We start from the raw sequence: 20,805 nt of genomic DNA, 5'->3' as shown, positions 1-20,805 counted from the left end.
AGCTAATGATCCGGTACGGTCGTCGGCATGCGACCAGCCGACATCGAAGCCCTCGTCGTTCCCGGCCGCCCCGCACTCCGGGGTGACCTGCTCCTGACCGCGGTCAAGCACCCCGACCTCGAGTCCAACGCCAACCACAGTGCGCTGCGGCGGGTGGGACTCGGGGGAGGGGACACCTCGTGGACGCAGGGTCCGCACGACGCGGCCCCGGCGATCTCGCCCGACGGGCGCTGGGTCGCGTTCCTGCGGGCCGGCGACGGTGAAGGTGCCGAAGGCAGTGCGCAGGTGCACGTGATGCCGGCGGCGGGCGGCGAGGCCAAGCGGCTGACGGCGCTGCACCTGGGCGCCGACGCGCCGGTGTGGGCGCCGGACTCGCGGCGGGTCGCGTTCACGGCGCGCGTGCCGGACGCGGGCCGCTACGGCACCGAGGACGCCGACGGCGAGAAGCCGGAGCCGCCCGCCGAAGCGCCGCGCCGGATCACGCGCTTCGACTACCGCATCGACGACGTCGGTTTCCTGCGCGACCGGATGAAGCGGCTGTTCGTGCTCGACGCCGTCGCTGCGCTGGACGCAGCCGAACTCGCCGCGCTCGAGCCGATCTCGCCGGTGACCTACGACGTCGACGATCCCGTGTGGACGCCCGACGGCGAGCGCGTGGTCGTCGCGGTGCCGCAGGACTGGGACCGCGTGGAGACCGACTACCGCGACCTGGTCGCGTTCCCGGCCGGCGGCGGGGAGCCCGAGCTGCTCGTGGCGTGCCACGGCTACGCGGAGCAGCCCGTGTTCGGTCCCGACGGCACCCTGTTCTTCTACGGTTCGTCCTACGAGGACGGCCACCGCGAGGCCTGCAACGCCGGCCTGTACGCCGCCACGATCGACACCGGCGGTCCCGCGAAGGCGCGGCGGCTGACCGACATCGAAACCGTCGACGTGGAGAGCGGCTCCGGCCCCGCCATTCCCGTGAACGGCGAGGTGCTCGTGGCCGTGCGCAACCGCGGCGCCGTGGAGCTGCGCGCGGTCCCGGCTTCCGCCGACGCGGCCGTGCTGGCCGACCTGCGCGTGCTGCACGACGGCCACGTGGTGGTCCGCGGGTTCGCGGCCGATGGCGACACGATCGTCGCCGTGGTCGCCACGCCGGAGTCCTCGGGCGACGTGGTCGTGCTCGACGCCGGCGGCCCGCGCGTGCTCACCGACTACTCGAAGCCGTTGCGGGACAAGGGGTTGCGCCCCGTCGAGGAGCTCACCACGACCTCGCCCGACGGCCACCCCGTGCACGGCTGGCTCGTGCTGCCCGAGGGCGAGGGCCCGCACCCGGTGCTGCGGGTCGTGCACGGCGGGCCGTTCGCGCAGCAGGACTGGGCCGTGTTCGACGAGGCCCAGGTCTACGCCGCGGCCGGCTACGCCGTGGTGCTCGGCAACCCGCGCGGTTCGGCGGGCTACGGGCAGAGCCACGGCCGCGCGATCACTTTCGGGTTCGGCACGGTCGACGTCGACGACGTGCTCGCGCTGCTGGACAAGGCGCTCGAACGACCCGACCTCGACTCCTCACGCGTCGGCATCATGGGCGGTTCGTACGGCGGGTTCATGACCAGCTGGGTCGCCTCGCACCACCCGGAGCGGTTCAAGGCGGCGTGGAGCGAGCGCGCGGTGAACGCGTGGGACTCGATGGTCGGCAGCTCCGACATCGGCTACTTCTTCGTCGACTCCTACATCGGCACCGACCCGGAGGTGCTGCGCGACCGCAGCCCGCTGACCTACGCGGCCGACATCACCATCCCGTTCGCGGTCGTGCACTCCGAGCAGGACTGGCGCTGCCCGCTGGAGCAGGCGCAGCGCATGTTCGTGGCGCTGCGCCGCGCGGGCGCCGACGCGGAGTTCCTGCTGTTCCCGGGCGAAGGCCACGAGCTGTCGCGCGCGGGGCGCCCTCGCCACCGCGTGCAGCGCTTCGACGCGGTGCTCGAGTGGTGGTCGCGCCACCTGGGCTGAGTGCTCAGTTGAGGAGCGTGTAGTTCAGCTCTTCGCAGACCCGGCCGAGCGGGACGTCGAGCCCCGGGTGGTCCAGCGGCAGCAGGACATCCGGGGCGATCGGCAGCGCGGCGCCCGCCGGCGGGTCCCACAGGCACACGGCCGGGTCGCCGGAGTCCATCGACGAGCGGTACCAGAGACCGTCGAGGTCGGGCAGCGCGCTGCGGATCGCGCGCGCCCAGGCCTGGGTGATCTTCTTCGGTCCGCTGGAGATCTCCTGCGACGCGCCCACGCGCGTGGGCCACAGCCCGGTGAGGTCGAGCAGCCGCAACGGGCGCATCGGGCGCACGACCACGAGCCGCGGCCCGCGCGTCTTGCGGTCGACCGTCGAGCTCGTCTGGAACACCTCGGCGACGCTCGTGCGCACGGTCAGGCCGAAGTACAGCACGCCGTTGCCCGGGTCGGTCACAGGCTGGCCGCCGCGGCCGGGCGGCTGCTGGTCGAACCGGCCGTGCGGGAGCGGGCCGGTGTAGCGGAACGAGTTCCACTGCTGCGGGTGGTTGCCGTGCGCGGTGAAGATGCGGACCAGCCTGGTCTCGGGCTGCACAGCCACCACGTCGTGGGCGCGGTCCAGCTCCTTGACCAGCACGGATCGCGCGGGCGGCAAGGGGAGCCGGGCCATGCGTCGGGGGTCGTCCGTCCTGTGTCGGTGATCTCGGGCGTCGGGTCAGCCTAGAACGGCGAGCCGAGCGTGGCGACGAGGCGCGCGACCTGCTCGGGATCTCCACCCGAGAGGAGCCATTGGCGCGGGGTCGCGGGCCGGTCGCTGATCACCAGGTCGTCCTGCGGGGTGTTCATGAACGCGGCGACGACGAGCGCGGGCTGGTCCTCGGGGATCGCGTGCAGCACCACCTCGAGGCCGGGCAGCACGCCTGGGCCGTTGAACTGCCACGACGGCAGCCGCCAGCCCTGGTCCTTCCACCCCGTGAGCCGGCCTTCCTTGAGGCGGTGGCGGATGCGGCTGTCGTCGATCTTCAGCGCCTTCGCGGCCTGGGTGACGGTGAGCGCCGAGTCGGCGAGCACGGCGTGGGCGGCCACGGTGCGCGCGCGGAAGTCGGGCTCGTCGTCGCCGTGGGGCGTGAGGTCGAGCCCCACGTCCGCCAGCGCGGCCTGCTGGTCGGGCGAGAAGTAGTGCGACGGGTCCGGGTTCGGCGGCGACAGCCTGCGTGCCGCGTCCTCGACGAGCGTGAGGAACTCCGTGGCGTCGGCCTTGAGCCCCGCCTTGGCGAGGACGTTCTCGAGCGCGACTGACATGCGCTCAGACTAGCTCGCATGTGCGGGTTCGTGCGGTTCGTCACCGGATTTGTGGGTGAATTCACCAGAGATCGACACGCAGTGCACAGAACCCAACACGGGGTGTAGGCGATTTCGCGTCAGTCTGCCCTGCCGGTGCCGGTGCTGTCCAGGCTTTCGTGCCCTTGACACTCCGCCGCGGCCCCTTTACGTTCGGTTGGTAATCGATTTCCCGCCTCGTGCTGTTGCGGGCTCCGGTGGTTTCGGCCGCCGGTGCTGGGGGGACAGGGGGTGGGACGTGCCTGGTGGACCGGTACTGGCCGGTCCACCAGGCACGTCGTCTTTTGGGGGTTTTCCGCGCAGTTTCGCGCCGGCGTGGACGCAATTCGGGGCCGTGGGAGCGAATCGCGCGACGTGAATTCCGCGCGTCAGCGACGGGAGCTCTGCCGTTCGATGAGCCGCGCTTCCAGTGTCGTCGTGGTGGGGCGGCGGGTGCTGTCGGTGATGCGGGCGAGCAGGAGCTGCGCGGCGACCCGGCCGACTTCGTAGGCGGGCTGCGCGACGACCGTCAGCGGCGGGTCGATCAGGGTCGTCCAGGGGGCGTCGTCGAAGGAGACGATGCCGACGTCGCGGCCGGGGCGCACGCCGCGGCTCGCGAGGGTTTCCAGGACGCCGATCGTCATGGTGCTGTTGGCCACCAGTAGCGCGTCCGGGGGTTCGGGCAGTTCGAGCAGCTCAGTGGCGGCCACGCGCGCGCCCTCGGCGCGGTACTCGGCGCGGCGGAAGAGCGCGTTCTCCTCGCCGACGGCGTCGAGGTAGCCGGCGAGGCGGTCGTCGGCCGTGCGGACGCCGGCGGGACCGGTCAGGCACGCGATGCGGCGGTAGCCGCCGGCCACGAGGTGGCGGGTCGCGTCGCGCGCGGCGCGGCGGGTGTCCACGAGAACCTGGTCGCCGTCCGGGCCGGTGAGCGGCCGGTCGACCGCGACCACGGGCGTGCCCTGGCGGCGCAGGCGGTCGACGTTGGTGGAGCGGCCTGTGGGGGAGAGCACGACGCCGGCGACGCGTTCCTGGAGCGCGACGTCGATGTAGCGGCGCTCCTTGTCCTCGTTCTCGTCGGAGTTGCACAGCACCACGGAGTAGCCCGACATCTGTGCGAGGTCCTCGACGCCGCGCGCGATCGCCGTGAAGAACGGGTTCTCGACGTCGGAGATGATCAGCGCCAGCACGGCCGTCTCCTGGCGGCGCAGGTTCCGGGCCAGGCCGTTGGGGTGGTAGCCGAGCTCCTCGGCCGCCACGAGCACCCGCGCGGCGAGCTCCGGGTCCACTGTGGACTTGCCGTTGAGGGCCCGGGACACCGTGGCGGTGGAGACGCCGGCGCGCGCGGCGACGTCGCTGATCGTGGCCACCGTGACCTCCTCCGGCCGTCCTTGACACCCTCGTCCCCCGAAGAATAGCGTCCCGGGTAATCGTTTACCGTCCGCATACGGGGAGTCGCGGTGGATCCGGGCCTGCTGCTCGGCATCGACATCGGCACGTCCAGCTCGAAGGGCGTCCTCGTCGGTGCCGACGGGACAATACTGGCGCGCGCCGGCCGCGCGCACACCACCTCCCGCCCACGGCCAGGGTGGTTCGAGCACGACGCGGAAACGGTGTGGTGGGCCGACTTCATCGCGCTGGCGCACGAGCTCACCGCGGCGGCGGGCGACCGGCCGCTCGCCGGGCTGGCCGTGAGCGGCATCGGGCCGGTGCTGCTGCCCGCCGACGCCGACGGCCGGCCCCTGCGCCCGGCGATCCTCTACGGCGTCGACACGCGCGCGGGCACGGAGATCGCCGAGCTCACGGCGGAGCTGGGTGAAGAGTCCATTGTGGAGCGTGGTGGCAGCGCACTGTCCAGTCAGGCCGTGGGACCCAAGTGGCGCTGGCTGTTCCGGCACGAGCCCGAGGTCACGGAGCGCGCCGAACTGTTCCTCATGGCGAGCTCCTACCTCGTGCTGCGGCTGACCGGCGAGTACGTGCTCGACCACCACTCGGCTAGCCAGTGCGACCCGATGTACGACCTGCGCGCCGGTGCGTGGGCCGAGGACTGGGCCCGGCTGGTCGCGCCCGGCGTGCGGCTGCCGCGGTTGGCGTGGCCGACGGAAGTGGCCGGCACGGTTTCCGCCTCGGCGGCCGCGGCGACCGGGCTGCCCGCGGGCCTGCCCGTCACGTGCGGCACGGTTGACGCGTGGGCCGAGGCGGCGAGCGCCGGCGTGCGGGCGCCCGGCGACACGATGCTCATGTACGGCACCACGATGTTCCTCGTGCAGACCGCCGCCGAGCCGCGACCGGTGCCGGGCCTGTGGGCCACGCGCGGCGCGTTCGAAGACACGTACTCGCTGGCCGCCGGCATGGCCACGTCCGGTGCGATCACCGACTGGCTGCGCGACCTCGTCGGCGGTGAGTTCGCCGACCTGGTCGCCGAGGCGGGCGACGTGCCCGCCGGGAGCCGCGGACTGCTGATGCTGCCGTACTTCGCCGGCGAACGCACCCCGGTGCCGGACCCGGCCGCGCGCGGGGTGCTCGCCGGGCTGACGCTGTCGCACACCAAGGCCGACCTCTACCGCGCCGCACTGGAAGGCACCGCGTACGGCGTGCGGCACAACCTCGAGACGATGGGCTCCGCCGAAGGCCGCCGCCTCGTCGCGGTCGGCGGCGGCACGCAGGGTCGCGTGTGGACGCAGATCGTGAGCGACGTGACGCGCGCCGAGCAACACGTGCCCACCGAAACGATCGGCGCGGCTTTCGGGGACGCGTTGCTGGCCGCGTTCGCCGTGGGGCTCGAGCCCGACATCGACGCGTGGAACCCGGTCGCCACCGTCGTGCGGCCTGATCCCGCGCGCGCCGACGTCTACGACGAGTTCTACGCCCGCTACCGCGCCCTGTACCCCGCGACGGTCGACATCGCGCACTTCATTGCCGCGCAACAGGAACGCGCGGCTCAGGCTGCGGAGAAGTAGGCGCTCGGCGTGAGGCCGGTCAGCGCCCGGCACTCCCGCGACAGGTGGGCCTGGTCGGCGTACCCGGCGCCGGCGGCGAGGTCGGCCAGCCCGGGCGCGCGCGGCGCGAGGGCGATGGCGCGTTGCAACCGCAGCACGCGCAGGTAGGTCGCGGGTCCGTAGCCGACGGCGACGGTGAAGCGGCGCCGCAGCTGCCGTTCACCCACGGCCGTCGCCGGGGTGCCCACGCGGGCCGGTGCGGTGTGCAGGTGCGACAGCACCGCGGCCACGGCCGGGTCGGGGTCGGCTTCCCGGCCGGCCACGACGTCGGTGAGGCAACGCGCGCCGCTGAGCACCGCGTCGGTCAGCAGTTCCCCGCGGCGGCCCCACACCTCGGCCAGCGGGAGCCGGCGGTCGCGCAGCTCGTCGGCCGCGACGCCGAGCACGGCGGGCGCAGCGCCGGGGTGGAAGCGCAGGCCGTGTAGCCGGGCGCCGGGCGAGGTGACCGACGACCACGCCTCGGTGTCCGGGCCCGCGATGAAGACCTCGCCGTCGCCGGCGACGAGGTCGACGCAGCCGTCGGGCACGATCCGCTCCGGGCCCGCCGGGACCGACCGCCACAGGCAGCGGACCACGGCGCGCAGCGGCTCGGGCGCGAGCGTCTCCGAGTACACCCCCCGATCATCCCCTCCGGGTACGACAGAATGCGACCCATGACCCCGATCGACGCGCTGGCCTGGGTCCATGTCCGCGACCGGCGGCTGCTGTCGGTGCGTACGCGGGGCAAGGCGAAGTTCTACCTGCCGGGCGGCAAACGCGAGCCGGGCGAGGGCGACGTCGCGGGGCTGTGCCGCGAGATCCGCGAAGAGCTGGGGGTGGAGCTCGACCCGCTGACCTTCCGCTTCTTCGCGCTGCTCGACGAGCAGGCCGACGGGTTCGCCGACGGCCGCCGCGTGCGCATGACCTGCTACACGGCCGAACACGGGCGAGCCGGCGCCGTCGGCCGAGATTGCCGAGGCGGCGTGGCTGGGCTTCGCCGACGCCGCAGCGTGTCCGCCCGCTGGGCAGCGCGTCCTGCGGATGCTGGCCGAGCAGGGGGTCGTGGACTGACTCTCCGTGACCGGTTATTACGACGGTGTTATCGGCATCGTCCGTGGTGACCACACCGGTGACTGGTCCACGGGGGCACCCGTAAGGGTGAAGTTTCACCAACTTTGCGCGGTTGGCTAACGCCGAGTGACGCTCGGACGAGAACCAGACGTCGTACTCGTCAGAAGTGCGCTCGAACGAGAGAAGACCTCTCCATGAGTGTTCCTGCCGCGACCCCTCCGGCATCGCCGCCGGGTGCGGGTGGTCCGGGCCGGCTCAAGCCGCTCGGCAGCGTGGTCGTCGTGGTCGGCGTCATCGCCGTCGCGATCGCTGTGGCCTCGTACGTCACGCCCAAAGCGGCGCCGACGGCCGGTGAACCCGGCCAGGTGTCCCCGACCGAGGTCGCGCAGGCCGAGCCCGTGGCCGTCCGGAACGTCACCCGCACCATCGTCTACTCGATCGAGGGCGAAGGCGGCGCCCGCAACCTCACCTACGTCGCGGCCGACGCGGGCCTCGAGCAGCAGACCGAGGTCACCACGCCGTGGTCGGTCACCGTCACGCGCACCGCGCCGGCCGGCGAAGCCGAGTTCGCGAGCCTCGCCGCGCAGAGCGCCGGGCCGGGCGGGCTGACCTGCCGCATCACCGTGGACGGCGCCGTCGTCGCCGAGAAGTCCGTGTCGGAGGAGGGCGCGCAGCTCAGCTGCACCGCGTGAACCACGGCGTGCGCCTCAGGTAGGCCGTTCCTGGGGCAGGATCACAGGCGTGAACGGTGCGATCGGGTTCGGGCCCGCCTTGGTGATCGTCCTGGCGTTGCTCACGCTGGCGGGGGCCGGGGTGGTGCGCTTCGGCGGGCTGGGTCAGGGCCGGGCGGTGCTGCTGGCGGCGGTCCGCGCGGTCGCGCAGCTCGCGCTCGTGTCCCTGGTGATCACACTGATCCTGCGGTCGGGCTGGCTCACCGGCCTGTTCGTGCTGCTGATGTTCTCGATCGCGGCGGTCACGTCGGCTTCCCGCATCGGCGTGCCACGCCGGATCGGCTGGGTGGCGCTGGCACTGGCCTCGGGCGTCGCGCCCGTGCTGGCCCTGGTACTCGCTTCGGGAGTCGTGCCGCCGGAACCGATCACGGTCGTGCCGATCGCCGGCATCGTGATCGGCGGGACGATGACCGCGACGTCGCAGTCGGCACGCCGCGCGCTCGACGAGCTCGCCCAGCGCCACGGCGAGTACGAAGCCGCGCTGGCACTGGGTTTCCTGCCCCGGCTGGCCGCGCTGGAGATCTGCCGTCCCTCGGCCGGGCAGGCGCTGATCCCGGCGCTCGACCAGACGCGCACGGTCGGGCTGGTGACGCTGCCGGGTGCGTACGTCGGTCTGCTGCTCGGGGGTGCGGGCCCGATCCAGGCGGGTATCGCGCAGGCGCTCGTGCTGATCGGGCTGCTGGCCGCGGAGGCCGTGGCCGTGCTGACGACGGTGCAGCTCGTCGCGGCGGGGTTCATCCGCCGCGACGAGCCGGTGCGCCGCCGGTGGACCTTCGCGTGGGTGCCGCGGCGTCAGCCGAGCGGGGCCGCCAGGTGAGCGGTGTCGTTGAAGCGCCGCACGAGCCAGCGGTCGCCCTGCACCACGAGGTGGGAGATGGACCCGTTGTCCGCGCCCAGGAACGCGAAGCGGTCGACTGCGCGGCTCGCCTGCGCGAAGACTTCGCCGATCACGCCGCCGTGGGTGAACACCGCGACGCGGCGGTCGGGGTTGGCCGCGGCGATCCGCATGAGCGCCCGGCGGATGCGCCGTCCGAACGCCTCGTCGGATTCCGCGCCCGGGATCACCGCCCAGCGCTGCTCGGTCCAGAGCCGGTCGACGATCGGGTGGCCTTCGGTCGTGTACTGGCGGAAGAGCCCGTTTTCCCAGTCGCCCAGGTGGATTTCGCGCAGCTCTGGCACGACCTCGAGCGTGAGGCCCAGCTTCTCGGCGAGCGGCGCAGCGGTCTGCACCGTGCGCCGCAGCGTGGTGACGTAGAGCGCTTCGATGCGCTCGCCGACGAGCCGTTCGCCGATGCGGAGGGCGTGGTCGCGGCCTTCGGGTGCGAGGTCGGGGTCGGCCTGGCCGTCGACGAGGTCGAACGGCGCGTTGATCCGCGCGGGCGCGGATTCTCCGTGGCGCACCAAGAAGATCTCGGTCGCTCCCGGCTGGGGGCTGAACCGGTGCTGGCGGTATTCGACTTCCTGCTCGGGCGTGCTCATGGCCCCGACCCTAGCCGGGCCGGGTTGCGAGCCGGGGTCCTCAGCCCAGCTGTTTGTCCACGAAACACCACCGCCACGTCTCGCCCGGTTCGAAGCTGCGCATCACCGGGTGGCGGCTGTCGTGGAAGTGCAGCGTCGCGTGCTTGCGCGGCGAGGAGTCGCAGCACGCGACGTTGCCGCACTTGAGGCACATGCGCAGGTGCACCCAGGTCGTGCCTTCCGCGATGCACGCGGCGCAGACGTCGGGGGAGCTCGGGTCCATGTCGCGCCACGGGTGGGCCAAGTGTTTGCAGGAGCGCGCCGTGACGGCCGGAGTGCTCAGCTCGCGTGCGACGACCGGCGCTTCTTCTTCGACGCGGTCGAGCAGCGACTCCTCGATGTCGAGCCGGGCGAGCACGCGGCGCAGCACGGTGTCGTCTGCCGTGCCGTTGTCGCGCGCCAGCAGGAATTGCTCGCGGTCGACCTCCAAAAGCTGCAGGCGCAGCCGCCGGTAGGCGTCGCTCGGGGTCTCGGCGAGCGCGCTCTGGCGGCCGAGCTGCTCCCACGCCGAGTCTGCGCGGTACTGGAGGCGGTCGCGCAGCCGTTCGATGATGTCCGGCGGGTCGTCCGGGGTGCTGATCTCCTCGAGCTTCGCGAGCGAGGCGCGGGTCATGTCGTTGACCACGGCGGCTTCCTGCAGTGCGTCCTCGGCCGGGTCGGGCCGCGGCAGGCGCAGGCGCCGGATCAGCGTCGGCAACGTCATGCCCTGTACCACGAGCGTGCCCGCCACGACCACGAACGCGGCCAGCACCAGCACGGCGCGCTGCGGGGTGTCGGCCGGGAGCACGAACGCCGCGGCGAGCGTGACGACACCGCGCATGCCGGCCCACGCGATCACCGCGGAGTAGCGCCAGGGCCAGATCTTCGGCTTCTTGACGAAGCGGACGGTGAGGCGCTTCTGCACGCCGATGCCGACCAGCCACAGCACGCGCGTGAGGATCACCGTGCCGAGCACCGCGGTGCAGATGCCGACGAGCTCCCACACCGACAGGCCCGTTTTGGAGACCTCGATGAGGATCCCGCGCAGCTGCAGGCCGATCAGCAGGAAGACCATGTTCTCCAGCAGGAACTGCACCGTCTGCCAGTTGAGCCGCGACGCGAGCCGCGTGGAGCCGGAGAGGATGCGCGGCGACTCGTGGCCGAGCATCAGGCCGCAGACGACCACCGCGAGCACCCCGGAGCCGTGCGCGACCTCGGCCAGCAGGTAGGCGACGAACGGCACGGCGAAGGAAAGCGCCGTGTCCGTGACCGGTTCCTCCAGGCGCTTGCGCAGCTGGGTCGCGACCAGGCCGACCAGGAGGCCGACCACGATCCCGCCGAACGCGGCGAGCAGGAAGTCGAGCCCGACCTGCCACAGGCTGATCGACCCGGCGATGGCCGCGATCGCGGTGCGCAGGGTGACCAGCGCGGCCGCGTCGTTGAACAGGCTCTCGCCCTCCAGCAGCCGCACGAGCTTGCGCGGCATGCCGACCCGGCGCGCGACCACACTCGCCGCCACCGCGTCGGGCGGCGCGACCACCGCGCCGAGCGCGATCCCCGCGGCGAGCGGCAGGCCCGGCACCACGGCCCAGGCGACCACACCGACGCCGAACGCGGTGAACACGACGAGGCCCACCGACAGCACGAGGATCGGCCCGCGCAGCTTGTTGAACGCGACCAGCGACGTCTGGATCGACGCCGAGTACAGCAGTGGGGGCAGGAGCCCGATCAGCACGACCTCGGGGTCGAGCTGGTAGTCGGGCAAGCTCGGGATGAACGACGCCGCGACCCCCACCGCGACCAGACACAGGGGCGCCGACCAGTCCAGACGCCTCGCGATGACCGTGACGACGAGGACCGTCACGACCAGCGCCACCAATTCCGCCGCGATGTGCACGGGGGTAATCATGACCCGCGCACGGTCGCGGGTGCTCGCGGGACACGGAACTCGCCACCGGCCCGGGTGCCCACCGTGGTCACTAGGCTGGTCCACGTGACGACGGTGGAGACGCGAGCCGGTGCGGTGCGTGGCGAAGTGCGCGACGGGGTGGGGTATTTCCTGGGTGTGCCCTATGCCGAGCCGCCCGTGGGTCCGCTACGGTTCCGGCCGCCGCGGCCGGTCGGCAGCTGGACCGGCGTCCGCGACGCGAGGCGGTTCGCCGCGCGGGCTCCGCAGCCGGAGGTGACCGGGCGCGGGTTCACCGGCGAGGAGGACTGCCTCCACGTCAACGTCTACGCGCCGGCCTCACCCGGGCCGTACCCGGTGCTGGTGTGGATCCACGGCGGTGGCGGGGTGATGGGCTCGCCGCACCAGTTCGACGCGTCGGCCTACGCGCGCCGCGGCGTGGTCGTGGTGACCGTCGGCTATCGCCTCGGGGTGCTGGGCATGCTGCGGCTGCCCGGCGTGTCCGAGGGCAATCTTTCACTGCACGACCAGGTGCTCGCGCTGGAATGGGCGCGCGACAACGTGGCCGCGTTCGGCGGCGACCCGGACCGGATCACGCTCGCCGGACAGTCGAACGGCGGGCGCACGGTCGGCACGTTGCTGGCGGTGCCGCGGACGCGGGGGCTTTTCCACCAGGCGATCGTGCAGAGCGGCACGGGCGTCGGCTCGGTCGTGCACACGCCGGCCGAGGGCGAGGCCGTGGCGGCGGCGCTGCTGGCCGACCTCGGCGTGCCCGCGGGCGAGCTCGCCACGCTGCCGGTGACGCGGATCCTCGAGGCGCAGCAACGGGTCGCGGCCGCTTCGGGGAAGCTCGTGACCTACCGCGTGATCGTGGACGGAGATCTGCTGCCCCGGTTTCCGGGTGAGGCCGTGGCCGACGGGGCCGCGCGCGACGTTCGGGTTCTCACCGGCACGACGGCCGACGAGCAGGACCTGTTCTCCTGGCTGCAGACCGGCCGCGCGAAGCTGCTCGGCACCGGCTCGACGATGCTCGACGACGAGACGATCGCCAAGGGCGTCGCCGCCTACCGCGAGCTGCTGCCGGACTGGCCCGAGGATCAGCTGCGCAACCGCGTGCGGACGGCCGGCGACTGGTGGCTGCCCGCCATCCGGCTGGCGGAGGCGCAGCACGCCGCCGGCGGCACCGCGTGGATGTACCGGCTCGACTGGCGGATCGCGCCGCGCGGCAAGGGGCTCGGCGCCGTGCACGGGCTCGACCTGCCGCTGATGTTCGACGACATCGGCAACAAGAACTGGCGCTTCCTGTTCGCGCTGGCGAAACCGGATCCGGCTCGGCTGCAGGCGATGGCGACGCAGATGTTCGACGTGTGGGTCCGCTTCGTTGCGACGGGCGACCCGGGCTGGGGGCCGTACGAGCCTGGCGCACGGATCACGCGGCTGTTCGACGACGTGAGCACGACCGTGTCCGATCCGGACGCCGAGCAGCGCCGGCTGTGGGATTCCCTCTGAGACCGGGTCAGAGCGCAGTTTCAGAGGGCAGTTTCAGAGGGCACTGACGTAGAACCATTGGCCGGCTTCGCGGACGAAGCGGCTGTTCTCGTGCAGTGCGTCTTCGTTGCCGCGGAAGCGGTAGTGCGCGCGGAACTCGACGGTGCCCTCGTTCTGCAGCAGCCCGCCGCCTGTGCCGCCGAGGATGTCGAGGCCGGTCCACTCCTGGCCGTCGTCGAGGCGCAGCCGCTTCGGACGGGTGTCCGGGTGCCAGGTCGCCAGCAGGTACGCGGCATCGGCGACGGCGAACGCGCTGTAGCGCGAGCGCATGAGCAGCTCGGCGGTCGGCGCGGTCTGGCGGCCGTCGTGGAAGCGGCCGCAGCACTCGGCGTAGGGCTGAAGCAGGCCGCAGGGACAGCGTGGGTCAGCCGCGGGCACGCTTGACCCCGGCCTGGGCGGATTCCTGCGCGCCCTTCACGGCCAGCCGGTCGGCGCGCTCGTTCTCGGGCAGGCCGGCGTGGCCCTTGACCCACAGCCACTCGACCTCGTGGCGCTCGCCCGCGGCGTCGAGGCGCTGCCACAGGTCGGCGTTTTTCACGGGCTGCTTCGCCGCGGTCTGCCAGCCGTTCTTCTTCCAGCGCGGCATCCACTGCATCACGCCGTTGCGGACGTAGGTGCTGTCGGTGTAGATCCGCACGACCGAGGGTCGCGTGAGGCTTTCCAGGGCGCGGATCGGCGCCATCAGCTCCATGCGGTTGTTGGTGGTCACGGTGTCCTCGCCGCCGTAGAGCTCGCGCTCGTGGCGGCCGTAGCGCAGGAAGGCGCCCCAGCCGCCCGGGCCGGGGTTGCCGCTGCACGCTCCGTCGGTGTAGATCTCCACGGCCTCTTCGCTCACGCAGCGACCCTACCGAGCGCGTCAGGCGAAGTGGCGGAGGCTCGGCCAGAGTGCCGACCACGCGGCCGTGGTTCCGGTGCACAGGGCGACCGGGGTGCCCTGCTCGTCGTTGTCGATCCCGGCGTCCTGCACGGCGACCTGGCGGCAGCCGGTGAACGCGCGGGCCGGGCGGTCGAACGTGCCGACGAGCACCACGGCCCCGTCCATCCGGTCGGGCGGCGGGCCCCAGTCGGCGTAGGACATGTGGCCCGAGTACGGCGTGGGCAAGTCGTGCGCCGGGCCGTAGCGCTCGATCGCGCCGGCTTCGCCGTAGTTGCTGGTGAAGACGACGGCGTCGGCCTTCTCAGGAATCTGCCGCCAGACGTCGGCGACAGTCGTGACGAACCCCGGCCAGCCGATCTGCTCGCCCTGCTCCTTGTTCAGCGCGAGCACCGGACCGAGGGCTTGCGCCGGCACGATCGGCAGCCCGATGGCGAGGGAGACGGCCGCCCCGAGCGCCGCGGCGACCAGCCACCACCGCCTCGCCCGGCGGCGCGCGAACCACTCCAGTGCGGGTTGCACGCCGGCGGCGGTGAGCAGCATCAGCAGCGGCAGCGAGTAGTACGGCTTGCCGCCGAGCGCGAGCAGGATGACGCAGAGAATCGGATAGGCCAGCGAGAGCGAGCGCAGCCGAGGCATCTTCCACAGCCGCACGATCCCGGCGATCCACACGGGCACCAGCGCGGGCGACAGGTACGCGATCTGCAGCGGGACGAACATCAGGCGGTTCTCGGCGCCGTCGTTCTCGCTGATGCCGCCGGCGAACGTGACCATGGGCCAGCCGTTGCGCGCCTCCCAGACGAGCACGGGCGCGACCGCCGCGAGCGCGATGGCCGCGCCGGCCGCCAGCCACCACGTCCGGAACACCTTGCGGGGCCCCGTGACGAACACGCTGACCGCCAGCGCGACGAGCAGCAGGGGCACGAGCCACTTGTTGAGCAGCCCGACGCCCGTCGCCGCGCCGATCGCGAGCCACCAGCGGCCGTCGCCGGTCTTGAGCAGCTTGACGGTGAACAGCCCCAGCGCCGACCAGACGAGCATGTCGATCGTGGTGGTGGACAGCATGTGCGAGACGACGAGGACGTAGCCGGACAGGGCCGTGACCACGGCGGTGATCACCTGACCCGCGTATCCGGCCCCGAACTCCCGCGCGACCAACGCCAGGACGATCACGGTCGCCACCCCGGCGAGCGTCGCGACCACCCTCAGCCCGGGCGGCGTGTCCCCGAACAGGCTCGTCGCGAGCCTCGCCAACGCCGGCGTCAACGGCGGCTGGTCCACGTACCCCCACGCCAGCCTGTTCCCGGCGGCGACGTAGTAGAACTCGTCGCGGTGGAAGCCGTACCCGCCGGACAACACCGTGAGCACCGCGGCCTGCACCAGCACCACGACCCCGACCCCGCCCGCCGCGAACGGCACCCTGGTCTTCGTGGCTGTCTCCGAAGCGGTTTCCCCCATGGCTCCCCCTCACCCGGAAGGCGGATCGTAACGCCGTTCCGAGATCGACAGGGCCCACGTTTCCGACCCGAGACTCGGCGGGGCCGGGTCAGCGCGGCGACACGTCACGGATTGCCTGGACCACGGCGTCCGGCCGGAGCCAGGCGAGGCCCGAGTGCCCGGCATCGTCCAGGCGGCGGACTTCGGCTCGGGGGAGTGCGGCGGCCAGATCGGTGTACAGCCGGTGCTTGGCTCGATTGGACTCGACCAGCGAGGCGCGCGCCTCGGGCGGCACCAGCTCCTCGGCGAACCGGTCGATTCCCATGGCGGACACGAAGATCAGCGGCACGTCGGGATCAGGCCCAGCGTCGCGGACCTCGCCGAACAGCTGCGGCAGGTTCATCGGCTCCCGCAGGGACTGCCGGTAGCGCTCGCGGCTGAAACCCTGGCCCAGCAGAGGTTCGCGGATCTCGGCGGGCCAGCCGGCGAGCGCCCGGCCGAAGATGGCCCGGTACGCGGTCCGCATCGCGTCCAGCTGCTCGGGCGGGAACAGGTCCTCGGTGCTCGAGTTCCGCAGCAGCTGAGCCTTTTCCTCCGGCAGGTAACCGACGATGTCCTCGTGCGTCGGGTCGAGCAGGACCAAGCCCGCGACCTCGCCGGGGAACCGCTTCGCGTAGAGCCGGGCGTACAGGCCGCCGAGTGAATGCCCGACCAGTACATACGGGCCGGACACAGCCGCGGTGCGCAACAGCTCGTGGAGGTCGTCGGTCACCTGCGTGCCGCTGCGGGGGAGATCCACCACGTCGCTCCAGCCCGTGCCGAGCCGGTCGTAGAGCACGCTGGTGGTGAACTCCGCGACGAGGTCGTGCACGTTCCAGTAGTAGAGGCCGAACATCCCGCCGCCGGCCAGGAAGACCACGGGTGGCCCACCGGTGCCGGACCGGTGCAGCAGCATCGCTCCGCCCGGGACCTCGTAACGCGTCCCCAGCGGGGGCTCGGCCCCGCTTCCGGTGTCGTCCGCCATGCCCTGTGCTCCTGTCGCCGTCGGCACCCCACCCGAAGATATCGGCGCCCGCATGATGGGACGCGGAACAACGCCCGCAGCGAGGCGTTGTCCCCGGCACGGGTCGACGGAAGGGGCAAGCATGACGGCGAGCACCAGGGACTTCACCCAAGCCTGGCAGGACTGGAAGCTCCAGCGCGAGAAGGAGCTGGCCGACCCCTACGGCTGGCTGGCGCTCGTGTCCCTCGACTGGCTGGAGGACGAGCCGCGCAGCTACGGGAACCTGCCAGGGAAGTGGTGGCAGGACGAGGAAGCCGCGTACGTCGATCCGGACGGTGCCGACCTCGAGCACGAGGGCGAGAAGGTCACCGGTGTCAAGCGGATCGAGCTGGTGAACAGCGGCGCCGGGACGCGGGTGAGGGCCGGGGCCGTCGAGGTGGAGATCGCGAGGCGGTCGGGGTACCTGATTCGGGTGCACGATCCCGAGGCGCCGGTGCTCGCCGGGTTCCGGGGTGTGCCGGCGTATGAACCGGATGAGAGCTGGGCCGTCGAAGCGCGGTTCGAGGCGTTCGAGGAGCCGCGGCCGGTCACGGTGGGGGCCGTGGTCGAGGGGCTGTCGCACGTGTACACCGCGCCCGGCAAGGTCCGGTTCACCCACGATGGTGCCGAGTACACGCTCACCGCCTTCAACGGGCGCGAAGGCGGGTTCACGATCCTTTTCACCGACGCCACCAGCGGCGTCACCACCTACGCGGCCAACCGGTCGCTGTCGGTGGACAAGCCGGACGAGCACGGCCGCGTCACGGTGGACTTCACGAGGGCCCGCAACCTGCCCTGCGCGTTCACCGACTTCGCGACGTGCCCGCTGCCGCCCGAGGGCAACCGGCTCCCGTTCGCCGTGGAGGCGGGGGAGAAGCTGCCCTACGAGCGGCAGTAGACCTCACTCGCCGCGGAACTCGGGGCGACGCTTGGCGCGAAAGGCGGCCAGGCCTTCGGCGAAGTCCTTGGTGGCGAACAACGACGACTGACCGGTCCGCTCCAGCTCGAACGCGCCGTCGAGCTGGGCCAGCGACGAAGCGGCCAACGCCCGCTTCGTCTGCGCGAACGAAGCTGTGGGGCCTTCGGCGAGCTGCTGGGTGAGGCGGGCGACCTCCGCGTCGAAGTCGGCGTCCGGCACGACGTGGGAGATCATGCCCCACTCCAGGGCCTGCGGAGCCGGCACACGCTCGGCCAGCATCGCCATCCGCGCCGCCCGGGCGCGGCCGATGGCGGCGGGCACCAAAGCGGTGGAGCCGCCGTCGGGCATGAGACCGACGTTGGCGAACGCCAGCAGGAAGTACGCCGACTCCCGCGCCACGCACAGGTCCGCGGCCAGCGCGAACGAGCAGCCCACGCCCACGGCCGGGCCGTTCACCGCGGCCACCACCGGCTTCGGGATGTCGCGGAACAGGCGCGTGAGCCGGTTGGCGGCGTCGATCGTGCCCGTGTCCGGGTCGGCTTCGATGTCGCTGCCGGCGAGATCGGCGCCGGCGCAGAAGGCGCGCCCGGCTCCGGTCAGCACGACCACCCGCACGCTCGCGTCGGCCAGCGCTTCCTCCACGGCGTCGCCGGCGCGTACGAGCATCGCGGTCGTCACGGCGTTGAGCCGGTCGGGCCGGTCGAACTCGATGCGCAGCGCGGCACCGTCCTGCTCGATCTTCACTGGCACATCAACTGGCGCGGTCAAGGAAGGCCCCTTTCAGGCGAGTCCGGCGTGGCGGCTGACGTACGCCCGGGCGCGCGTCGGGTCGTAGGTGCGGGCGATCTGCAGTTTCTCCGCCTCCAGCGAACCTTCCGCGTGCGTGGCGAGCACGGCCTGGTAGCCACCGTAGTCGCGGGCGGTGAGGTCGGCGATGAGGTTCAGCAACCGCAGCCGGGGCTCGGCCGGCACGGCGGCCGCGTAGTACTTCTCCAGCACCGCGCGGATCTCCGGGTTCGCCCAGTCCTCACCGCCCGGGCCGGTGGCGAGCAGGCCACCGGCGAGGTCCATGAGCTTCGCCGCCGCGTCGTGGAAGCCGTGCGCGAAGGTGTACTTCGCCGTGTTCACCGCGACGGGGTCGGGCTGCTGGATGCCGTCCTGCCCGGGCCGCGACCGCAGCGCGGCCAGCTCCGCGAGCCCGCGCACCGTCTCGGCGTACGCGATGAGCTGCGTGATCTTGTCCTTCACATGCCCGGCGCGCGCGATGCCGTTGTACTCCGCGATCAGCGACGCCGAGCCCACGAGCAGGTCGAGCAGCGGCAGCTTGTAGTTGATCGCGGTGAACCGGTGATAGTCCACGAACGCGATCGCCAGCGGCCCCGCGAGCTCCGGGCGCCGGTTCAGGAACACGCGCTCCTTCGGTACCCGCACATCGTTGAACACCGTGAGGCTCTCGAGCATCTTGTGCTTCGACGACAACGGGAACTCGAACTCGTTGCGCTCACCGGCGAGGTAGGGCGACACGTAGATGTCCAGGCCCGGCGTGTCGACCGGGATCGCGAACGACACCGCGTAGTCCGCGTCCTCGGGTCCCATCGCGCGCGTCGGCAGCACGATCAGCTCGTCGGCGTTGGCCGAGTACGACGTGTGGCACTTCGCGCCGCGCACGGTGATCGAGTCGGCGTCCTCGTCGACGATCCGCACGTACAGGTCCGGGTCGGCCTGCTGGTGCGGCGCGAGCGAACGGTCGCCCTTCACGTCCGTCTGCGCCACGGCCAGCGCCAGGTCGTCGCGGCACACGCGCTCGTGGAACGCCTTCGCGCGCTCCAGCTCCTCACCTTCGAGCGTGCGCAGCAGCGCGAACATCGCGTCGCTGCCCACCTCCTTGAGCACGATGATCCCGCCGCCCAGCCGGGAGACGGTCTCGATCAGCTCACCGCGTGCCCGCAGCTGTTCGGCCGAACGCGGCACCCGGTAGAACGCCGAGTACCCCTCGGCCACGGCCAGCTCGGGGTGCGACTGCGCGATGTCGAAGCAGTGCGCGGAGTGGTCCACCGCGAGCGTCAGCTCCGGGTGGTCGCCCACGCTCGTCACCCGCTGCCCGCGGTAGAACACGCGACGGCCGTCGCGCAGCCCGTCCCGGTACTCCTTCGCCGTGCGCAAACCCATGTAACGCCTGCCTTTTCGTGAGAGAGGGTGGTCAGTTGGCGGCGGCTAGTCCCGGACGGCCAAGTCCCGGCCGATGATCTCTTTCATGATCTCGGTGGTGCCGCCGTAGATCGTCTGGATGCGGGAGTCCACAAAGGCCCTCGCGACGGGGTACTCCAGCATGTAGCCGTAGCCGCCGTGCAGCTGCAAGCAGCGGTCGACCACGCGCTTCTGCAGCTCGCTGGCCCACCACTTCGCCTTCGCCGCGTCGACCGCGGTGAGGGTGCCGGCGTTGAGCTCGTGCACGCACGCGTCGAGGTACGCGGCCGTCACATCGCGTTCGGTGGCGATCTCCGCGAGCACGAAGCGGGTGTTCTGGAAGTCGCCGATCGCCTTGCCGAACGCCTTGCGGCTGAAGCAGTACTCGCGCGTCTCGGCGAACACCGCGTCGACGCTCGCGAGGCTGCCGACGGCGATCGACATGCGCTCGCGCGGCAGCCGTTCCATCAGGTGCGCGAACCCGCGGCCCTCGGTGCCGAGCAGGTTCGCCACCGGCACGCGTACCTGTTCGAAGAACAGCTCCGCGGTGTCCTGGGCGTGCAGGCCGACCTTGTCGAGCTTGCGTCCGCGCGTGAAGCCGGGGGTGCCGTCCTCGACCACGATCAGGCTGAACCCGCGCGAACCCGCCGCCGGGTCCGTGCGCGCCACCACGATCACGAAATCGGCGTTGATGCCGCTGGTGATGAACGTCTTCTGTCCATTGAGGACCCATTCGCCACCGTCGCGCACGGCCGTGGTGCGCACACCCTGCAGATCGCTGCCCGCGCCGGGCTCGGTCATCGCGATGGCGCCGATCAGCTCGCCCGAAGCCATGCCCGGCAGCCACTTCCGCCGCTGCTCGTCGGTGCCGAGGTCCTGCACGTACGGAATGACAATGTCGTCCTGCAGCCCGAAACTCGAGTGCAGCGAGGCCGCCCCGACCCGCGCCAGTTCCTCGGCCACGACCACGCGGTAGCGGTAGTCCGGCTGCCCGGCGCCGCCGTGCTCCTCGGGTACGGCCAGCCCGATCACGCCCTGCTTGCCGGCAGCGCGCCAGACCTCGCGGTCGATCAGCCGGTCGGCGTCCCACCGGTCGAGGTTCGGCACGACTTCGCGTGCGGTGAACTCCCGGACCAGTTCGCGGTAGGCCTCGTGGTCGGCGGTGAAGAGCTGGCGCTGCACGGTGCCCCCTGCGTCGTCGAAAGTTATCTAACGATCGTTAAACGCGCCCGCCGCTGTCAAGAGACACGGGTCACTGTATATCTAACGATCGCTAAGTTACCTTCGGTGGCGAAACAGAGTCCCGAACCGAACGTAGGCC

19 protein-coding genes and 1 pseudogene are annotated in these 20,805 nt (G+C 71.9%); 7 read left to right on the top strand and 13 right to left on the bottom strand.

The genetic code is table 11. The annotated features are described in order from the left end of the window. The first annotated feature begins 27 nt into the window (after window positions 1–27). On the top strand, window positions 28–1,986 hold the full coding sequence (locus K1T34_RS51380) for a S9 family peptidase (protein ID WP_220242014.1): 1,959 nt from the start codon (window positions 28–30) through the stop codon (window positions 1,984–1,986). A 4-nt stretch (window positions 1,987–1,990) separates the two neighbouring features. Here K1T34_RS51380 and K1T34_RS51375 read toward each other — a convergent pair whose 3' ends face one another. The 3 genes from K1T34_RS51375 to K1T34_RS51365 all read right to left on the bottom strand — a co-directional run bounded on the left by K1T34_RS51375 (window position 1,991) and on the right by K1T34_RS51365 (window position 4,664). Continuing rightward, a complete protein-coding gene (locus K1T34_RS51375; protein WP_220242013.1) occupies window positions 1,991–2,647 on the bottom strand; it encodes an RES family NAD+ phosphorylase in 657 nt (218 codons plus the stop codon). Between the two features lie 50 nt (window positions 2,648–2,697). Next, entirely contained in the window at window positions 2,698–3,279 is a 582-nt protein-coding gene (locus K1T34_RS51370) for a DNA-binding protein (protein WP_220242012.1), read from the bottom strand. Window positions 3,280–3,686: 407 nt separating this feature from the next. Continuing rightward, entirely contained in the window at window positions 3,687–4,664 is a 978-nt protein-coding gene (locus tag K1T34_RS51365) for a LacI family DNA-binding transcriptional regulator (protein WP_220242011.1), read from the bottom strand. 90 nt (window positions 4,665–4,754) lie between these two features. Between K1T34_RS51365 and K1T34_RS51360 the strand changes: the two genes are divergently transcribed. Next, entirely contained in the window at window positions 4,755–6,254 is a 1,500-nt protein-coding gene (locus K1T34_RS51360) for an FGGY-family carbohydrate kinase (protein ID WP_220242010.1), read from the top strand. Here K1T34_RS51360 and K1T34_RS51355 read toward each other — a convergent pair. Further along, window positions 6,236–6,907, bottom strand: a complete 672-nt coding sequence (locus tag K1T34_RS51355) for a helix-turn-helix domain-containing protein (RefSeq protein WP_255638181.1) — start codon at window positions 6,905–6,907, stop codon at window positions 6,236–6,238. The genes K1T34_RS51360 and K1T34_RS51355 overlap by 19 nt on opposite strands. A 39-nt stretch (window positions 6,908–6,946) precedes the next feature. Here K1T34_RS51355 and K1T34_RS51350 point away from each other — a divergent pair. The 3 genes and pseudogenes from K1T34_RS51350 to K1T34_RS51340 all read left to right on the top strand — a co-directional run bounded on the left by K1T34_RS51350 (window position 6,947) and on the right by K1T34_RS51340 (window position 8,891). Next, a pseudogene (locus tag K1T34_RS51350) lies at window positions 6,947–7,343 on the top strand (NUDIX domain-containing protein). A 194-nt stretch (window positions 7,344–7,537) separates the two neighbouring features. Continuing rightward, window positions 7,538–8,035, top strand: a complete 498-nt coding sequence (locus K1T34_RS51345; RefSeq protein ID WP_220242008.1) for an MmpS family transport accessory protein — start codon at window positions 7,538–7,540, stop codon at window positions 8,033–8,035. Between the two features lie 49 nt (window positions 8,036–8,084). Further along, window positions 8,085–8,891 (top strand): ABC transporter permease, encoded by an 807-nt coding sequence (locus K1T34_RS51340; RefSeq protein WP_220242007.1) that lies wholly within the window; start codon window positions 8,085–8,087, stop codon window positions 8,889–8,891. Here K1T34_RS51340 and K1T34_RS51335 read toward each other — a convergent pair. Both K1T34_RS51335 and K1T34_RS51330 read right to left on the bottom strand, forming a co-directional pair. Continuing rightward, window positions 8,867–9,553: a histidine phosphatase family protein gene (locus tag K1T34_RS51335; protein WP_220242006.1), complete on the bottom strand. Its 687-nt coding sequence runs from the start codon at window positions 9,551–9,553 to the stop codon at window positions 8,867–8,869. The genes K1T34_RS51340 and K1T34_RS51335 overlap by 25 nt on opposite strands. A gap of 40 nt (window positions 9,554–9,593) precedes the next feature. Further along, window positions 9,594–11,480, bottom strand: a complete 1,887-nt coding sequence (locus K1T34_RS51330; protein ID WP_220242005.1) for a Na+/H+ antiporter — start codon at window positions 11,478–11,480, stop codon at window positions 9,594–9,596. Window positions 11,481–11,564: 84 nt separating this feature from the next. Between K1T34_RS51330 and K1T34_RS51325 the strand changes: the two genes are divergently transcribed. Beyond that, on the top strand, window positions 11,565–12,986 hold the full coding sequence (locus K1T34_RS51325; protein WP_220242004.1) for a carboxylesterase/lipase family protein: 1,422 nt from the start codon (window positions 11,565–11,567) through the stop codon (window positions 12,984–12,986). A 33-nt stretch (window positions 12,987–13,019) separates the two neighbouring features. Here K1T34_RS51325 and K1T34_RS51320 read toward each other — a convergent pair whose 3' ends face one another. The 4 genes from K1T34_RS51320 to K1T34_RS51305 form a co-directional block, all read right to left on the bottom strand. Beyond that, on the bottom strand, window positions 13,020–13,403 hold the full coding sequence (locus tag K1T34_RS51320) for a YchJ family protein (protein WP_255638180.1): 384 nt from the start codon (window positions 13,401–13,403) through the stop codon (window positions 13,020–13,022). Further along, entirely contained in the window at window positions 13,390–13,860 is a 471-nt protein-coding gene (gene rnhA, locus K1T34_RS51315) for a ribonuclease HI (protein ID WP_255638179.1), read from the bottom strand. Before rnhA ends, K1T34_RS51320 begins: the two co-directional genes overlap by 14 nt. Before the next feature lie 21 nt (window positions 13,861–13,881). Next, on the bottom strand, window positions 13,882–15,357 hold the full coding sequence (locus tag K1T34_RS51310) for a glycosyltransferase family 39 protein (RefSeq protein WP_220242003.1): 1,476 nt from the start codon (window positions 15,355–15,357) through the stop codon (window positions 13,882–13,884). Window positions 15,358–15,445: 88 nt separating this feature from the next. Next, on the bottom strand, window positions 15,446–16,360 hold the full coding sequence (locus tag K1T34_RS51305; RefSeq protein ID WP_220242002.1) for an alpha/beta fold hydrolase: 915 nt from the start codon (window positions 16,358–16,360) through the stop codon (window positions 15,446–15,448). A gap of 121 nt (window positions 16,361–16,481) precedes the next feature. Between K1T34_RS51305 and K1T34_RS51300 the strand changes: the two genes are divergently transcribed. Beyond that, a complete protein-coding gene (locus K1T34_RS51300; RefSeq protein WP_220242001.1) occupies window positions 16,482–17,276 on the top strand; it encodes a DUF1684 domain-containing protein in 795 nt (264 codons plus the stop codon). Window positions 17,277–17,279: 3 nt separating this feature from the next. Here the strand turns inward: K1T34_RS51300 and K1T34_RS51295 are convergent, their stop codons facing one another. The 3 genes from K1T34_RS51295 to K1T34_RS51285 are packed head-to-tail and all read right to left on the bottom strand — an operon-like array spanning window position 17,280 to window position 20,666. After that, the gene (locus tag K1T34_RS51295; RefSeq protein WP_220242000.1) at window positions 17,280–18,041 is read right to left on the bottom strand and encodes an enoyl-CoA hydratase; all 762 of its coding nucleotides are present in this window, start codon (window positions 18,039–18,041) and stop codon (window positions 17,280–17,282) included. A 36-nt stretch (window positions 18,042–18,077) separates the two neighbouring features. Then, complete coding sequence (locus K1T34_RS51290; protein ID WP_220241999.1) at window positions 18,078–19,466, bottom strand: 4-hydroxyphenylacetate 3-hydroxylase N-terminal domain-containing protein; 1,389 nt, start codon at window positions 19,464–19,466, stop codon at window positions 18,078–18,080. Between the two features lie 45 nt (window positions 19,467–19,511). Beyond that, on the bottom strand, window positions 19,512–20,666 hold the full coding sequence (locus tag K1T34_RS51285; RefSeq protein WP_220241998.1) for an acyl-CoA dehydrogenase family protein: 1,155 nt from the start codon (window positions 20,664–20,666) through the stop codon (window positions 19,512–19,514). Window positions 20,667–20,805: the final 139 nt, after the last annotated feature.

This window comes from Amycolatopsis sp. DSM 110486, assembly GCF_019468465.1.
In the GTDB taxonomy this organism is placed as follows: Bacteria; Actinomycetota; Actinomycetes; order Mycobacteriales; family Pseudonocardiaceae; genus Amycolatopsis.
The sequence above is the reverse complement of the archived record's forward strand: the minus strand, read 5'-3'. Positions and strand labels throughout refer to the sequence as shown.

Excerpts from the sequence above, each read along its gene's own strand:
- K1T34_RS51380 (WP_220242014.1), top strand. The coding sequence starts at position 28 with ATGCGACCAGCCGACATCGAAGCCCTCGTCGTTCCCGGCCGCCCCGCA.
- K1T34_RS51375 (WP_220242013.1), bottom strand. The coding sequence starts at position 2,647 with ATGGCCCGGCTCCCCTTGCCGCCCGCGCGATCCGTGCTGGTCAAGGAG.
- K1T34_RS51370 (WP_220242012.1), bottom strand. The coding sequence starts at position 3,279 with ATGTCAGTCGCGCTCGAGAACGTCCTCGCCAAGGCGGGGCTCAAGGCC.
- K1T34_RS51345 (WP_220242008.1), top strand. The coding sequence starts at position 7,538 with ATGAGTGTTCCTGCCGCGACCCCTCCGGCATCGCCGCCGGGTGCGGGT.
- K1T34_RS51335 (WP_220242006.1), bottom strand. The coding sequence starts at position 9,553 with ATGAGCACGCCCGAGCAGGAAGTCGAATACCGCCAGCACCGGTTCAGC.
- K1T34_RS51330 (WP_220242005.1), bottom strand. The coding sequence starts at position 11,480 with ATGATTACCCCCGTGCACATCGCGGCGGAATTGGTGGCGCTGGTCGTG.
- K1T34_RS51310 (WP_220242003.1), bottom strand. The coding sequence starts at position 15,357 with ATGGGGGAAACCGCTTCGGAGACAGCCACGAAGACCAGGGTGCCGTTC.
- K1T34_RS51305 (WP_220242002.1), bottom strand. The coding sequence starts at position 16,360 with ATGGCGGACGACACCGGAAGCGGGGCCGAGCCCCCGCTGGGGACGCGT.
- K1T34_RS51300 (WP_220242001.1), top strand. The coding sequence starts at position 16,482 with ATGACGGCGAGCACCAGGGACTTCACCCAAGCCTGGCAGGACTGGAAG.
- K1T34_RS51290 (WP_220241999.1), bottom strand. The coding sequence starts at position 19,466 with ATGGGTTTGCGCACGGCGAAGGAGTACCGGGACGGGCTGCGCGACGGC.